The organism is Streptomyces cucumeris, from assembly GCF_024295805.1.
In the GTDB taxonomy this organism is placed as follows: Bacteria; Actinomycetota; Actinomycetes; order Streptomycetales; family Streptomycetaceae; genus Streptomyces; species Streptomyces cucumeris.
Map to the genome: position 1 here is coordinate 169,722 of NZ_JANCLX010000015.1, position 15,656 is coordinate 185,377.

Consider the following 15,656-nt stretch of genomic DNA (forward strand, 5'->3'; position numbering starts at 1 on the left):
GAGGCGCGTCGATGGCGACAGCACGGCGGGAGCGCTACCGCAAACAGACCCGTGAGGAGGCCAAGGCCGTGGCCCTCACCCAGCTCGCCGAGGCGGGCACGGCGGGCATCTCGGTGAACGCGATCGCGAAGGCGATGGGTATGACCGGCCCCGCGCTCTACCGCTATTTCGCGGGCCGGGACGAGCTGCTCACCGAGCTGATCACCGATGCCTACCGCGATCTGGCCGAGGCCGCGGCCGCCGCCGTCGCCGAGGCCGCCCCCGGCGACCGCTTCCGCGCGCTGGCCCATGCCATCCGCGCGTGGGCCGCAGCGCAGCCCGACCGCTATCTGCTCATCTACGGCACCCCGGTGCCCGGTTACCAGGCGCCGCCCGAGACCACCGAGATCGCCGGCAAGCTGATGCGCACGATCCTCGACGCCTGCGCGGAGCTGGACGGCCCGGCCGCCGGTGGTCCCTTCTCCCCCCTGGAGGCCGAGCTCGCGCGGCAGCTCGAGGCGGTCGGCCCCTGGGCGGACGGCACGGATCCCGCCGGAGAGGTGAAGGGGCGCGCGCTGCGCACCTGGACCCGGCTGCACGGGGTGATCAGCCTCGATGTGCAGGGCCAGTTCAGCGGGATGGGGTTCGATCCGGGGGCGCTCTTCGAGGCCGAGGTCGAGGCCCTCATGCGCGGCGTCTGAGCGCGCGGCGCCGGAGGCCGCCCCGGCCGCCCCCGGCACCTGAGCCGCCTTGCGGGGACCCCGGCCGGTCTCCGGGGACCCGAGCTGCCCTCCGGGACCCGAGCTGCCCTCCGGCCGCTCCCGGCGCACACTGGAAGCGCACCGGAGCGTCGTACGGGTGACCGGAGGCCGCGATGGAGTCCGCCGAGTTCGATGTGGTCGTGGAGATCCCGGAGGGGTCCCGTAACAAGTACGAGATGGACCATGAGGAAGGCCGGATCCGGCTGGACCGGATGCTGTTCACCGCCACCAAGTACCCGGCGGACTACGGCTACATCGATGACACCCTCGGCCGTGACGGCGATCCGCTCGACGCCCTGGTCACGGTCGGGGAGCCCACCTTCCCCGGCTGTGTGATCCTCTGCCGGGCCATCGGCATGTATGTGATGAGCGACGAGAAGGGGCCGGACGAGAAGGTTCTCTGCGTTCCCGCCCACGATCCGCGCTACACCGATGTCCAGGACATCGACGACGTCCCCGAATTCGACCGTATGGAGATCACCCACTTCTTCGAGGTCTACAAGGACCTTGAGCCCGGGAAATCGGTGGAGGGTTCCCACTGGGAGGGCCGCGACGACGCGTACGCGGAGATAGCCGCCTCCCGCGCCCGCGCCACCGCGACCGCCCCTCCCGGCCCCGCCCCTCCCGGTACCGCCCACCCCGGTTGAGCTCGTCCCGGTTGAGCCGAGCCGGTGCGCCTGCTCCCGGCCGTCTACGGCTCGGCGCGCGGCGCCGGAACGCCACGGTCGTTCTGCAGCTCCCACAACTCCCGGAACAGCCCCGGCGATCGGGTCAGCTCCGCGAATGTCCCCTGCTGGATCACCCGCCCGTGGTCGAGCACCACGATCCGGTCGGCCACCGCCACGTTCGCCAGCCGGTGCGTCACCAGCACCACCGCCCGGTCCTCCGCCAGCCGCCGCAGACCCGCGAAGATCCGGTGCTCGGCCCGCGCGTCCAGGGCGCTGGTCGGCTCGTCCATGACCAGCAGCCCGGCGGGCCGGTGGAACGCCCGCGCCAGCGCGATGCGCTGCCACTGCCCGCCGGACAGCTCCACCCCGCCCCACCACTGCCGGGCCAGCAGCGTGTCCAGCCCGCTGCGCAGCCCGTCCACCACCTCATGGGCACCGGAGTGCGCCGCCGCCGTCCGCACCGCCTCGTCCCCGCCATGCGGCTGCCCCAGGGTGATGTTGTCCCGGGCGTTCAGCGGCCAGTGGGCGTAGTCCTGCGGCACGACCGCCGTCTGCCGCCACATCTCCTGCGGATCGAGCTCCTCCACACTGGTGCCGTCCCAGGTCACCGCGCCTTTGCTGGGCAGATAGAGCCCGGTGAGCAGTTTGCTGAGCGTGGTCTTGCCCGAACCGTTCTCCCCGACCAGCGCCAGGACCTCACCGCGCCGCACCTCCAGGGTGACGTCGTCCAGCGCCGGGGCATCCGATGCCGGGTACGCGTATGTCAGCCCCTCCGCCCGGATCACCCGCGGCGACTCCGGGGCGCCGGTGCCGCGCCGCATCCGGTGGCCGCCCGCCTCCTCGATGAACTCCGCCCAGTCGTCGAGGTACAGCCCGGTGCGGAACAGCCGGGTGCCGTAACCGACCATGCCCTGCAACGAGGTGGCCACCGTGCGCAGCGCGAAGACGGCCGTCCCCGCCGAGGCCACCGACATCCGCCCCGACCCCAGCAGCAGGGCCAGCGACACCCACACCAGCGCCGAGGCGATCCCCCCGGCCACCGCCCCCAGCAGCGCGTACCGCGCGCCCCGGTGCACCGCCTTGTCGGTCGCGGTGTCCACCCGCGCCCCGATGGACCGGTAGCGCTCCAGCAGGAAGCGGGCCATGGTGCCCGACCGGAGCTGATCGGCGATGTCCTTGTCGATCATGTACCAGCGCAGCAGCGCCAGGGTGTTCCGGTCCGCGCTCATCGCCCGGCTGGTCTCGTACTGGACCCGGGCGGCCTTCATCCCGGCGATCCCCTGGGGCAGCGCGGCCAGCAACAGCAGCGGCAGCAGCGCCGGATGCAGCACCGTGACCACGCCCGCCGCGGCGATCAGCGACGCCAGACAGGCCATGAGCTGCTGTGACTCGGTGATCAGATCCTGTGCGACCTCGGCGCCCCGGTCCGCCGCGTCCCACTTGTCGTTGAACCCCGGGTTGTCGTACGCCGCCAGCTCGGCGTTGATCGCCGCGTCCAGCATCTGCGTCTCGGCCTCCCGCGAGATCCGGGGCGACAGCCTGCTGGAGATGTTGGTGATCGCGATCCCCAGCAGTGCGCGCAGCCCGGCCGCCCCGGCCAGTACCGCGATCGACGGCAGCGCCTCCCGCAGCCGTTCGGTGATCTGCCCGGAGGAGATCAGTGCCGTGATGGTGCCGGTGGTGGCCAGCAGTCCGAAGGCTTCAAAGAAGCCCGACAGCGCCTGGCACACCAGCAGTGCCACCACCGCCCTGCGGTCCACCGTCCAGGCCAGCGCCAGCGATCTGCGCACCAGCTGCGGCAGTCTGCGGGCCATGGTCCGGGTGGTGATCGGGTTGTCCGCCATCGCCACCAGCGACGGAGGGCGGAACCTCAGTTCCTCGTCGGGCTGTTCGGCCGGTTGCTCAGCAGTCTCTGATGCCACGAATCCCCCTGGACGGTGCAACGGAGTTGTTCAGCGCGATCGGCGTCGTATGGTGCGGTGCCGCACAGACTGCCGCAAATCAGCGATATCCGCCGCGAGTCAGGGAAGAGGTGCACACGATCGGGCACGATTCGGCCGTCGCTCCGCAGGAGGTGGAACACCCCGGGGTCCGGACCGGATCACCGGCCCGGACCCCGGGGGACGCGCTCGGCGCGGGCTGCTGCGGTCTGCCGCGGGCTACTTCGGAGCGGCCCAGACCTGGCGTTTGTAGGAGTTCGCCGAGTGGAGCTGGATCCTGGTGCCATCGGTGGTCCTGCCACCGGTCACATCCAGCACCTTGCCCGAGGCGATATGCGTGATCTGGCCCTTGGCATTGACCGACCAGCGCTGCGACGGGCCGCCGTCGCAGTCGCGCAGCTGGATCCTGTTGCCGTCGGCGGTCGCGTTGTCCGCGTTGTCCAGGCACTTGCCCAGCGCGCGGAACGTGCCGTCCCGGTCCAGGATCCACGACTGGGTCGCCGAGCCGTTGCACCGGTAGAGCTGGATCTGCGTACCGTTGGCCGGGTTCCCCGCCTTGACGTCCAGGCACTTGCCGCCGAGGCCGGTCACCTTGCCCTGCGGGGGCACCGCCGCACCGGCGCCCTTGGCCAGCAGACGCAGGCCCTGGACGTCGAACTGCTGGACGTAGGTGCCCGCGCGGCTGTCCTGGTACCCGCCGGCCGGCGAGCACAGGACCGGCTTCTGGTGGGAATCGCCGGCGACGGCGCAGTCGCCCCGCGCCGAACTGCGGTTGGCGTGGGCCAGCCCCATGGTGTGGCCCAGTTCATGGCTGATGTGGTTGCTCATGCGCTTCTCGCCGATGGAGGGCAGGGGCTTGCCCGCCGACGTGAAGAACTCGCTGTCGATGTAGGCGTGTCCGCTGGTCACCGTGTCGGCCACGGAGGAGGCGATGAGACCGCAGCTCAGGTTCTTCTTCCCGGACCCGTCGCGTACGACCTTCCAGCCGCTCTGCCCGCCGTTCTCGGGCGGGACGCACGGGCGCTTCAGCACCCCGACGACCACGACTCCCTTGGGCCGCACATAGTCCCAGCCCACCGGCTGGGTGTCGACGTCGATCGGCAGGTTGGTGATGCGCCGGAGCTCCTTGGCCGATGTCTTCGCATAACGGCCCAGCCAGTCCACGGACTTCTGATCGTAGAACTTGATGGTGTAGCCGCCGGCCAGCAGTTTGCGCGGACCGGCCAGTTTCCACCCCTCGCCGTGCGGAGCGGCGACCGCGGCCAGGCCGCGCACACCGGACGATGTCACCGGCATGACACCGTCCTTGAAGACCGTCCCGTCGGTGCCGGAGACACCGGAGTCCTCCTGGTGGGGCGCCGCCGCCACGGGCCGGTGCCGGTCGTCCGGCTCGTCGTCGTCGGTGCCGAAAGCGCTGGAAGAGAGCTGGAGACCCCCCGCGACCGCCGCCGCCGCACAGATGGCGATGATCGACATCCGGCGCTTACCCGTGAATCCCACGTCCCCGTTTCCTTTTCACCCGGTGCGGTTGCCGTGTTCCGGACCGGGGGAGCTGGAACCGGCGAAGAGAAGGCCGCGGCGGCAGGCCGTAAGTCCGTACGGACCCTTGGGAACGCCTGGACCGCCGCGGCGGGCGTGCACAGTGACTCGGGGATTCCCTTGGCAAAGATCCCCTGACGCTTCCCCCGGTGCACGCATCATCAGGATGTCCCAGCCACCGGGAAAGGTCATGAGCACAGAGTCCACAGTCGTGTTGGCAATCCGTTCACTTCCGGCGTCCGCCACCTCCGCCGCCACCGGCGATCGCCCGGTGGCGGCGGTCCCTGGGAGTGGCGCCGTAGGCGGCGCGGTAGGCCCGGCTGAAGTCCGACGCGCGGGGGAAGCCCCAGCGGGTGGCGATGGCGTGGATGGGGGTCGTGCCGAGCGCCGGGTCGGTGAGATCGCGATGGGCCGCCTCCAGGCGCAGCCGGCGGATCCAGTCGGCGACGGTGGTCTCCTGGTCCTTGAAGAGACGGTGCAGATAGCTGACGGAGATGTGGTGGGCGGCGGCCACGGACCTCGGGGTGAGCCCGGGGTCGTGCAGCCGCGCGCGGATGAACGCCTGGATCCGCAGGGTGAGGGACCGCTGCCGGGTCTCCGGAGGCAGCGCCCTGTCCTCTTCGAGCGCATGGGCGAACACCATGGAGATCAGGTCGCACGCGATCTTGCCAAGCCGGGGCGCGTCGGCGGGCCCGTACGCGGAGGTGTCGGCAGCAAGCTGGGTGAGGAACCCCGACAGCAGCGCGCCGACTCCCTCACGTGCCGAGACCGGATGCGAGATGATCCGGCGCACCTTGTCGTGCGACAGCGGCACCAGGGCCTGGGGTATCTCCACGCCCACGATTCTGACCGGGTTCCCGGTGCTGCGGACCTCGTACTCCAGCGAGGAGGAGTTGACGTGCAGGTCGAGCGGCCGGTACGCGGCCTCCCGGTGCCCCCACACCCCGGCCCCGGTGCCGTGCAGGACGAGCGAGAGGTGGTACGACTCGGGGTCGGACTGCCGGATCAGCTTCGGGGTGCGGCGGAAGACCACCGGCTGGAATTCGGCCGGCCACACCGCGACCTCACCGAGCGGCAGGACGCGCTGACGGGCGTGGTAGTCCTCGGTGCGGTCGCGGTGCAGCTCCAAGGGGGCGTGGGTCCGGCCCATCCGCTCCACCCAGGCGTCGAACCGGTCGGCCGCGGCCATCTCTTCGGTCCGGAACACCATCTCGTCCAGCAACTGCCCCTCCATATGCCTGCCGTGGCGCGCGCCGCGCACCGGCGCCCTGGTGCGTGAGCCCCCTCTCACCCCTGCTCAGCGCACGATCTCACGCCCCCACACGGAACGCCCCGACACGGAAAAGCCGTTAGACGTCGAAGTACGGCATGGAATTGCTTCTGACCCGTATCAGCGTTCTCTCCCAGAGACGCTCGGTGCACAACTCGGTGCACCTGGCGACGTACAGCGAGTGTTCCTGGCTGGACGCTCCACTCGGGATATACGACTCCTGGGAGTCGAGCGGATCACTCATCGATACTCCGTGTGGATGGCTCTCCATGTGTTTCACGCCGGTCACACTCCGGCGAGGCCACATGGCAGTCATGATCCGTCCCGTTGTGCAGCTCGTTTCGTACTTCACGCCAAGCACGGATGATCTGCGGAAGCTTCGACAGCACCTCGCCCACCTGTGTTAGTAGGAGCGTGAGGCAACCGAAAGCGGCAAGGGTGATCAGGCTGAGGTTGTCCCAACTCATGGGGTGCCCTAGCCGAGCAGGGCCTGGTGAGCAATCCAGTTGAGGGCGTCCGCCCCCAGCTGGTCAGGCGCTTTGAGCAACGAGGCCTCCACCGTCGCGAGGTCGGCCAGCACCTCAGGGGCGCCCGACCGGTCGAGCAGGACGAGCCGTTCCATCGCTGAGGCGACGGCGTCGGGCCAGCCCGGCATCCCGAAGTGGGTGTGTGCTTTGAACGCGGCCGAAGCGGCTCTGTGCAGCAACCCCGCGCGCCAACTCTGTTCACGCATCACCTCCGCGGTGAACCACACACGGTCGTCCACGTGCTGGACGAACTCCGCCACGGATTCGGACACCGTCCGAAGTGTGAAGCGGGAGCCACCGGCCCACGGAAGGTCCACGTCCGAGGCGACGGCCGCGAACGCAAGCAGCACCTCGGGCCCGTCGTCCCGTGCGGCCACCAGCGCCGCGCGGGCCCTGCGGTACAGATCGACGCTCTGAGCGAAGATCTCCCCGTCGTTCGGCCCGTCGTCGGCCGAGTGGATCACGTCCAGCGGCCCCTCGCGCCAGGCATCGGCTACCAGGCCGACCGCCGCCGCGCTCACCAGTACGTCCGTGTCGTCCGCGTCGATCCCGAGGTGAGCCAGGATAACGAGGGCCTGCTCCTCGATATCCGGAAGCGGTGAGTGCTTCTCTTCGGCCTCGGTCCTGTCCCAGAGGGCCGCGAGCCGAGGTGACAGGGGTTCGGGCCTTGGCTTCTCCACGGTGATGCCGTGCTCCGTCAGATCGTCGAAGACGGCGTCCGGCCCGCAGTCGATGTGTGTGGAGTCGTGGCGGCCCGAGCAGTCTTCCGGGCATTCGAAGTCCTCGCACATCTCCGGCTCGTCTGGCTGCGCCTCGTTGAGAAGGTGGTAGGCCAGCCGCTCCGCCACCGCCTCCCGCGCCGTGATCATGGCTAGGTCGAGCCGGAAGGCCTCGTCCTTCATCTCCGAGTCCGCACGATCCACCGAAGCAGGTGGTTCCGGAGCGTCGGGGACCCAGGTGTACGCGGACTCCAGCGAGACCAGTAGCCAGGCGACGCGCAGTGCCTCGGTATCATCGCCCCGGGCCAGCCCGGCCACGGCCTCAGCGGCCTGCCGCACGCTTTCGAGCCGGGCGAGATGGCGTTCACGCACCGGCACCCAGGCCGCGGACTCTGCTCGGGCACGCTTGGCGTCATGAGCCAGTGCGGCGTCGCGAGTCCGACGCGCCCGAGTGATCAACCGGGTCAGACAGGGGCGGCACCCGAACAACCCGGACGTCTGTGTCGGCCCGAGCGGTATGGCGGCGAGGCTCTCACCGAACGGCTTGTCGCACAGGCAGCAGTCCAAGCCGCCCACCTGCCGAGACGTGGGCATGCTGCGTAGCGCGGCGGCGCGAATCGTGTCATGGGCGTAGGCAGGGATGTGCATGTGCGGCAACTCCTTGGGGGGAAGGCGCTCCGTCAGCGCCTTCCTCCATGCTCACCTCGCCGCCCGGCCGCGAGTCACGGTTTGGCGGGGGGACCGGCGAACTTGACGAATACTGACTCGGCCTTGGTCTGCGGCTTCTACCGTGTTGGCGGAACTTGACACCCTGAACAGGGAGGAATCCCCTTGGCTGCTTCCAGTACTCCACCTAAACCGGCTGGCAGACACCGAGAGTTGACAGAAGCACTGCAGGAACTACACCGCGCTGCAGGCCGGTTGAGCTTCCGAAAGGTGAGCATGCTCATCCGCAGTCGCGAGGACCAACTGTCGGACGCCAGCCATGAGACCGTGCGCTCCGCGGTCAATGGGATACGGGTGCCGCGCTGGGAGACTGTCCACGACATCGTTGTGGTTCTGGCCGGGTTGTGCAGCCCGCCCCGGGACGAGGAGACGGAGACGGCCAGGTTCCTGCTGCTGTGGCGCACGATTGGCGAAGGGGAGTCCGGAGCGCTGAAGTCGTTCCAGGAGCTCGTCAACGGAGGCTGGGGAGGTGAGGACGGCAAGTGGACGCCAGAGCTGGTCATGGGCATGTTGGTCAACCCTTTCAGCGCCATCGAGATCCATCCCTCGCTCGCTGTCCCGCACGAGCCACTGATACCTGAGGACCAGTGGGTTCACGGCATGGCGCGCTTCATCGAGGAGCAGGGTGCCGAACACGCGCTACAGGTCCTGCTGCACTCGCTGAAGGGTGACTATGTCGGGGCAGAGGAGGGTGCTCCATACGGCTATCGCAACCCCGACCGGGAGGCCGAGGTGGCGTACGCGGCCTTCCGGTACGGCTGCCAGGAGATTCTCCGGCGCCTTGGCCGTGAGCCGAGTCTTCTCGCGGAGTCGATTCGTGCCATGCGCGCGGACGAGACGATGGACCGAGACGACCGGGCGGAGATGCTGGAAAACGAGTCAGACCTGAGCCTGATGCGCGAGGTGATGATCGCGACTCCGGACACCTGGGACGAGGTGTCGGAGGAGGCGCATCACATGGTCTTCGGCTACCTGATCAAGCAGATCAGACCGGTGGGCCCGTTCGGGCTTCCCGACGCCGAGCGCTTCCGGATCACCTGGCGCATTGCCGAGCCGCCTGCAGCGTAGCTCCGCTTGCTTCTCTGGCGGGGGCCCCGTGGCGAAGGCCGTCAGCGCGGAGCAGGTCACCGATTCGGCCCCATCGGAGTTGTAGAAGGCTGCTCGCGCAGAATCGAGCCGGACAAGCCAGCGAGGGCCGCTACCCCGTGTGGGGTAGCGGCCCTCGGTGCACGCAGGGGCGGGAAGCAAGCGGTGACGGTGAGAACTACTGAGAAGAGTTTTCGCAGTTCACGGCATGCTTCCAGGGTGCCCGCCCAGGTCGGACGACCTGCTCTTTAGACGTCGAAGTAGAGCTCGAACTCGTGCGGGTGCGGCCGCAGCTGGAGCGGGGCGATCTCGCTCGTCCGCTTGTAGTCGATCCAGGTCTCGATCAGGTCGGAGGTGAACACCCCGCCCTGGAGCAGGAACTCGTGGTCGGCCTCGAGGGAGTCGAGGACGGCCGGGAGGGAGGTGGGCACCTGCGGGACGCCCGCGTGCTCCTCGGGAGCCAGCTCGTAGAGGTCCTTGTCGATCGGCTCGGCCGGCTCGATCTTGTTCTTGATGCCGTCCAGACCGGCCAGCAGCAGGGCCGAGAAGGCCAGGTACGGGTTGCCGGAGGCGTCCGGGGCGCGGAACTCGACGCGCTTGGCCTTCGGGTTGGAGCCGGTGATCGGGATCCGCATCGCGGCGGAACGGTTCCGCTGCGAGTACACCAGGTTGACCGGGGCCTCGAAGCCGGGGACCAGGCGGTGGTAGGAGTTCACCGTCGGGTTGGTGAAGGCCAGCAGCGACGGGGCGTGCTTGAGGATGCCGCCGATGTAGTAGCGGGCGGTGTCCGAGAGGCCCGCGTAGCCCTGCTCGTCGTAGAAGAGGGGCTCGCCGTTGGTCCACAGCGACTGGTGGACGTGCATACCGGAGCCGTTGTCACCGAAGATCGGCTTCGGCATGAAGGTCGCGGTCTTGCCGTTCTTCCACGCCACGTTCTTGACGATGTACTTGAAGAGCTGGAGGTCGTCGGCCGCGGCCAGCAGCGTGTTGAACTTGTAGTTGATCTCGGCCTGACCGGCGGTGCCCACCTCGTGGTGCTGGCGCTCGACCTGCAGGCCCACGCGCTCCAGCTCCAGGCTGATCTCGGCGCGCAGGTCGGCGAAGTGGTCGACCGGCGGGACCGGGAAGTAGCCGCCCTTGTAGCGGACCTTGTAACCGCGGTTGTCCTCGACCGCACCGGTGTTCCAGGCGCCCGCCTCGGAGTCGATGTGGTAGAAGGACTCGTTCGCGGTGGTGTTGAACCGCACGCTGTCGAAGACGTAGAACTCGGCCTCGGGACCGAAGAACGCGGTGTCCGCGATTCCGGTGGAGGCGAGGTAGGCCTCGGCCTTCTTGGCGATGTTCCGCGGGTCACGGCTGTACTGCTCGCCGGTGATCGGGTCGTGGATGAAGAAGTTGATGTTGAGCGTCTTGTCCCGGCGGAACGGGTCGACACGGGCCGTGGAGAGGTCCGCACGGAGCGCCATGTCCGACTCGTGGATCGCCTGGAACCCGCGGATCGACGAGCCGTCGAAGGCCAGCTCCTCGTGCGGGTCGAACGCCTCCGCCGGTACGGTGAAGTGCTGCATGACGCCGGGAAGGTCACAGAATCGGACATCGACGAACTTGACGTCCTCGTCCGAGATGAACTTCCGAGCGTCGTCGGCGTTCTGGAACATCCAACTCCTCCTAGCCCGGCCGCGGGGGGACGGGATTTGTTCGGTCGCACGGTCCAAATGCGTGGTGTGCTGAGCCCGACCATAGGCAGACGGGATTTCCCGGGCATGACCCATTTGTTTCACCCAGGTTAACCGGCCGAGCGACGAAATGCGGGGCCGAAGAAGCGATCATGGGCCGTTCCGGGTCCCGGGCGGCACCCGGCTCCCGGGAAACGTATGCGGTCGCAGTAACGTGGTCGGGTGGACAAGAGGCAAGCAATCGGATCGTGGCTTTCCGGGCCCCGCGCGGCCGCCGAGGACATGGGCGTCGACATGGGCTACCGGGGCCAGGCGCTGGGGCTGCCCGAGAGCGGGCCGGGCGCCATAGCGTCGCTCGGCCGCCGCTTCGGGGCGCTCTTCATCGACTGGGGGCTGTGCCTGCTGGTCGGCTGGGGGCTGCTGTCCGGCGGCGACGCACGGGCCGCCGGGAACTGGGCACTCGCCGTCTTCGTCGCGCTCAGCATCCTGACCGTGGGCACCGTCGGCGCCACCCCGGGCAAGCTGCTGCTGAAGCTGCGGGTCATCGGCGAGGGCGGGGTGCGGCTCACCCTGCCGCGGGCCGTGCTGCGCAGTGTGCTGCTCGCGCTGGTCATTCCCGCCGTGGTCTGGGACCGGGACACCCGCGGACTGCACGACCGGCTCTCCCGCTCGGTGCAGATCAGGATCTGAGCCCGCACCGGGTGGGCCGCATACGAATCGCATACGAATGGCGGCCGGGACAGGATCCCGGCCGCCATTCGTATCAGCGTGTATTCGCGCGTTTCCGCGCGTAGGCCGTCGTATTTCGCGTTCCGTGACGCGGGGTGTGCTCAGCGTCCCTTCGGCATCCGCATGCCCTTGGGCATCGGACCCTTCGGAATCGGCATGTTGCTCATCAGGTCGCCCAGCGCCCGGAGCCGCTCGTTGACCACGGTCACCTGCGCGCCCGGCAGCACCCGCGGGAGCTTCATCAGCGTGGTGCGGAGCTTCTTGATCTCCACCTGGCCCTCGCCGGAGCCCACGATCATGTCGTGCACCGGGACGTCCGCCACGATGCGGGCCATCTTCTTCTTCTCGGCCGCCAGCATGCTCTTGAGCCGGTTCGGGTTGCCCTCGCCGACCAGCACGATGCCCGCCTTGCCCACGGCGCGGTGGATGACGTCCTGGTTGCGGTTCATGGCCACAGCGGGCGTCACGGACCAGCCGCGTCCCACGTTCTCCAGGACGGCGGCCGCGGCGCCGGGCTGGCCCTCCATCTGTCCGAAGGCCGCCCGCTCGGCACGGCGGCCGAAAACGATCGCCATCGCGAGGAAGGCCAGGACGAAGCCCAGGATGCCCAGGAAGATCGGGTGGCCGATCCAGAAGCCGACCGCGAGGAGGACACCGAAGGTGACGATCCCCACGCCAGCGACGACAAGGCCGACCTTCGAGTCGACCCGCTTGGTCATCTTGTAGGTCAGGGCGATCTGCTTCAGCCGCCCGGGGTTCTCGGATGTTTCCTTCCTCGCCATACAGCGAAGTTTACGTGGCCTGGGAAGCCCCGGCGGACACGGCCTCAAGTACGTGCTCGGCCTCGTGCCGGTCCTTGGCCCGGCGCCGGTCCTCCAGCACCGCGGTCCAGGCGTTGCGGCGGGCGGTGCGCTGCCCGCCGCGCAGCAGCAGACCCTCCAGGGCGAGCAGCGCGTCGGTGACGGACGGGCGTACGGGCGCAGCCGACATGGGATCCCCTCGAAGCAGCGGATGATCACGACGCATGCACTACTGATAAGCAGTGCGTGGCTTAATCGTTACCCAATGGTGTTACCAGCGCGTGACCGGGCGGTCAAACACCGGTGAAGCCTGGGCACGGCCCGTACCCTCCCCCTGACCTGCGGAAGGGCGCGGGCCGGTGATGTGCGCGTGTGCCGGTACTCACACAGCGTGTTGCTGCTCACACACCCGGTGCCCGGTGGGGCGGCGCGGAGCGAAGCGGTGCCGTGTGGTTCAGATGCCCTGTGAGGCCACTGCGACGTTACGCCGGTCGATCGCCTGCTGGTAGAGGCGCCCTGCGCGGTACGACGAGCGGACGAGGGGGCCGGACATGACACCGGCGTAGCCGATCTCCTCAGCCTCCTCCTTGAGCTCGACGAACTCCTGCGGCTTGACCCAGCGGTCCACCGGGTGGTGGCGCACGGACGGCCGCAGGTACTGCGTGATCGTGATCAGTTCGCAGCCCGCGTCATGGAGGTCCTGGAGCGCCTGGCTGATCTCCTCGCGATCCTCGCCCATGCCCAGGATCAGGTTGGACTTGGTGACCAGACCCGCCTCGCGCGCCTTGGTGATGACCTCCAGCGAACGCTCGTAGCGGAAGCCGGGACGGATCCGCTTGAAGATCCGCGGGACCGTCTCCACGTTGTGCGCCAGCACCTCGGGACGGGACGAGAAGACCTCGGCGAGCGCCTCGGGAACCGCGTTGAAGTCAGGGATCAGCAGCTCGACACCGGTGTCCGGCATCAGGGAGTGGATCTGGCGGACGGTCTCCGCGTACAGCCAGGCGCCGCCGTCCTCCAGGTCGTCACGGGCGACACCGGTGATGGTGGCGTACTTCAGCTCCATGGTGCGTACGGATTCGGCCACCCGGCGCGGTTCGTCGCGGTCCAGGGGCTCCGGCTTGCCGGTGTCGATCAGGCAGAAGTCACACCGCCGGGTGCACTGTTCCCCACCGATGAGGAAGGTCGCCTCGCGGTCCTCCCAGCACTCATAGATGTTCGGACAGCCGGCCTCCTGGCACACCGTGTGCAGGCCCTCGCGCTTCACCAGGCCGTGCAGCTCGGTGTACTCGGGACCCATCTTCGCCCGGGTCTTGATCCACTCCGGCTTGCGCTCGATGGGGGTCTGGCTGTTCCGGACCTCCAGACGCAGCATCTTCCGTCCGTCGGGTGCGACTGCGGACACGTCCGGCACTCCTCTTTGCTTGGCGGCTCGGCTGGCGAGTTTGCTGGCGCGGCTTTCGAATCGTCGGCGGTCACCAGGGTACGCCCGTCATTCGTACGGATTTACGTCCAGGGCAACCCATGGGCCGCAAGGACCATTCCCCCGGGCAGGTGAGCGGCGTCACGGCGCCCCTCCCGGCCCGGTGGGCGGGCGGGCCGGATGGGGGACGCTAGACGGCCCGCGGCAGCGGGATGGACGCCTCCAGGACGGTCCGCAGATGCTTCTCGACCACCGGGAGCACCTCCGAGACCGGGACGTCCCGGCCCAGCTCCTCCGAGAGCGAGGTCACGCCCGCGTCCCGGATCCCGCAGGGCACGATCCGGTCGAACCAGGTGTTGTCCGGATTGCAGTTCAGCGAGAAGCCGTGCATGGTCACGCCCTTGGCGATGCGCACCCCGATCGCGGCCAGTTTGCGGTCCTCACGGCGCTGCCCGGCGTTGGACGGCGCGTACTCCGGACCGTTCATCCGGGGATCGAACTCCTCGTCGTCGATCCGGGGGTCGAAGTCCAGACTCAGCCCGCCGGGCGACTGGCGCTGCTCGACCGGGTCGCCCAGCACCCACACCCCGCTGCGGCCCTCCACCCGGGTGGTCTCCACACCGAACTCCGCGCAGGTCAGCAGGAGCGCGTCCTCCAGCCGCCGGACATGCGCGATCACATCCACCGGACGCGGCAGCTTCAGGATCGGGTAGCCCACGAGCTGGCCGGGGCCATGCCAGGTGATCTTGCCGCCACGGTCCACGTCCACCACCGGGGTGCCGTCGAGCGGGCGCTCGTTGTCGGCGGTGCGCCGCCCCGCCGTGTAGACCGCCGGGTGCTCCAGCAGCAGACAGGTGTCGGGGATCTCGTCGGCGAAGCGCGCGGCGTGCACCCGGCGCTGCTCCTGCCACGCCTCCTCGTAGTCCACGGCGTCCGCCCCGAACCCGAGGTGGACATAGCGCAGCGACGAGGAGCCGGGGATCTCCCCCGGGGACGATGCGGTCACGGCACGCTCCTGTTCGGACCTGTTCAAGGACCTCGTACAAGTGGGTGGCGATGCCTGGCGGCGGCGCCCCAGCCACTGTACGACCGTGGATCAGGTCGACCCCATCGGGCTCGTTCTCACACGATCGGATGAATGCCGCCCGACGGCCGCGATCAGCCCTCGACCGGCAGTTAAATTCGCGCCGTTCCACAGGGCGATCAGGGAGACCGGCAGGCTGATGACGGAACGACCCCCGCAGCGCATTCCCAATCGTCAGCTCGCTGCGCTCATTGCTGAGGCTGGCTTCTCCAACGCCGGGCTGGCCCGGCGGGTGGACCAGCTCGGGCTGGAGCACGGCCTGGACCTGCGCTACGACAAGACCTCGGTGACCCGCTGGCTGCGCGGACAGCAGCCACGCGGCACCACCCCGGCGCTGATCGCCGAGGTGTTCACCCGGCGGCTGGGACGCCGGCTGTCCGCCCAGGACCTGGGGCTGGACGCGTGTGCGCCGGTCTACGCGGGGCTGGAGTTCGCGGCCACCCCGCAGGAGGCCGTGGACATCGTCAGCGGGCTGTGGCGGAAGGACTCCGGCAGCCACGCGGAGCTACGGAAGATCGCGTTCACCCCGGCGGGTCTGGTGGTCCCCAGCCGTGACTGGCTGATCGGACGACCCGACGACCGGGTGGCGCGCGGAGAGCCTCCGGCGGGCCCGGCCCCGTCCGCGGCGCCGGGCGTCGGCGCGGCGGGCGCCGCCGCCGTGGCCTCGGCCGCCGTGCGGCTGCCCGCCCAGGGCGGCCGCCCCGGCGCCCCGCCGGCCACGGCCGGGCG

General features: G+C 69.3%; 14 protein-coding genes. 5 read left to right on the plus strand and 9 right to left on the minus strand.

The window, feature by feature from the left end:
* The first annotated feature begins 11 nt into the window (after positions 1–11).
* Together NMK44_RS22625 and NMK44_RS22630 are read left to right on the plus strand one after the other, a co-directional pair.
* Complete coding sequence (locus tag NMK44_RS22625) at positions 12–680, plus strand: TetR/AcrR family transcriptional regulator (RefSeq protein ID WP_254745872.1); 669 nt, start codon at positions 12–14, stop codon at positions 678–680.
* Positions 681–853: 173 nt separating this feature from the next.
* Positions 854–1,387, plus strand: a complete 534-nt coding sequence (locus NMK44_RS22630; RefSeq protein WP_254745874.1) for an inorganic diphosphatase — start codon at positions 854–856, stop codon at positions 1,385–1,387.
* A 44-nt stretch (positions 1,388–1,431) separates the two neighbouring features.
* Here the strand turns inward: NMK44_RS22630 and NMK44_RS22635 are convergent, their stop codons facing one another.
* The 4 genes from NMK44_RS22635 to NMK44_RS22650 all read right to left on the minus strand — a co-directional run bounded on the left by NMK44_RS22635 (position 1,432) and on the right by NMK44_RS22650 (position 8,051).
* Positions 1,432–3,252: an ABC transporter ATP-binding protein gene (locus NMK44_RS22635; RefSeq protein ID WP_254745908.1), complete on the minus strand. Its 1,821-nt coding sequence runs from the start codon at positions 3,250–3,252 to the stop codon at positions 1,432–1,434.
* A gap of 315 nt (positions 3,253–3,567) precedes the next feature.
* Positions 3,568–4,848: a ricin-type beta-trefoil lectin domain protein gene (locus NMK44_RS22640; RefSeq protein ID WP_254745876.1), complete on the minus strand. Its 1,281-nt coding sequence runs from the start codon at positions 4,846–4,848 to the stop codon at positions 3,568–3,570.
* Positions 4,849–5,113: 265 nt separating this feature from the next.
* Entirely contained in the window at positions 5,114–6,109 is a 996-nt protein-coding gene (locus NMK44_RS22645; protein ID WP_254745909.1) for a helix-turn-helix domain-containing protein, read from the minus strand.
* A gap of 523 nt (positions 6,110–6,632) precedes the next feature.
* Positions 6,633–8,051 (minus strand): hypothetical protein, encoded by a 1,419-nt coding sequence (locus NMK44_RS22650; protein WP_254745878.1) that lies wholly within the window; start codon positions 8,049–8,051, stop codon positions 6,633–6,635.
* Positions 8,052–8,345: 294 nt separating this feature from the next.
* Here NMK44_RS22650 and NMK44_RS22655 point away from each other — a divergent pair, with 294 nt between their 5' ends.
* On the plus strand, positions 8,346–9,197 hold the full coding sequence (locus NMK44_RS22655; RefSeq protein ID WP_254745911.1) for a hypothetical protein: 852 nt from the start codon (positions 8,346–8,348) through the stop codon (positions 9,195–9,197).
* Positions 9,198–9,463: 266 nt separating this feature from the next.
* On the opposite strand, the gene glnA is transcribed toward NMK44_RS22655, so the two are convergent.
* The gene (gene glnA, locus NMK44_RS22660; protein ID WP_254745879.1) at positions 9,464–10,873 is read right to left on the minus strand and encodes a type I glutamate--ammonia ligase; all 1,410 of its coding nucleotides are present in this window, start codon (positions 10,871–10,873) and stop codon (positions 9,464–9,466) included.
* Positions 10,874–11,113: 240 nt separating this feature from the next.
* Here glnA and NMK44_RS22665 point away from each other — a divergent pair, with 240 nt between their 5' ends.
* Positions 11,114–11,581, plus strand: a complete 468-nt coding sequence (locus tag NMK44_RS22665) for an RDD family protein (protein WP_254745880.1) — start codon at positions 11,114–11,116, stop codon at positions 11,579–11,581.
* A gap of 140 nt (positions 11,582–11,721) precedes the next feature.
* Here the strand turns inward: NMK44_RS22665 and NMK44_RS22670 are convergent, their stop codons facing one another.
* The 4 genes from NMK44_RS22670 to lipB all read right to left on the minus strand — a co-directional run bounded on the left by NMK44_RS22670 (position 11,722) and on the right by lipB (position 14,849).
* Positions 11,722–12,402, minus strand: a complete 681-nt coding sequence (locus tag NMK44_RS22670; RefSeq protein WP_254745881.1) for a DUF4191 domain-containing protein — start codon at positions 12,400–12,402, stop codon at positions 11,722–11,724.
* A gap of 10 nt (positions 12,403–12,412) precedes the next feature.
* Entirely contained in the window at positions 12,413–12,610 is a 198-nt protein-coding gene (locus tag NMK44_RS22675) for an SCO2195 family GlnR-regulated protein (RefSeq protein ID WP_254745882.1), read from the minus strand.
* 264 nt (positions 12,611–12,874) lie between these two features.
* Complete coding sequence (gene lipA / locus NMK44_RS22680; RefSeq protein WP_254745887.1) at positions 12,875–13,825, minus strand: lipoyl synthase; 951 nt, start codon at positions 13,823–13,825, stop codon at positions 12,875–12,877.
* Positions 13,826–14,033: 208 nt separating this feature from the next.
* Entirely contained in the window at positions 14,034–14,849 is an 816-nt protein-coding gene (gene lipB, locus NMK44_RS22685) for a lipoyl(octanoyl) transferase LipB (RefSeq protein WP_254745889.1), read from the minus strand.
* Between the two features lie 217 nt (positions 14,850–15,066).
* Between lipB and NMK44_RS22690 the strand changes: the two genes are divergently transcribed.
* Positions 15,067–15,656, plus strand: a 590-nt coding sequence (locus NMK44_RS22690; RefSeq protein WP_489660295.1) for an NsdA family TPR-like regulatory protein, incomplete at its 3' end; no start/stop codon positions are given.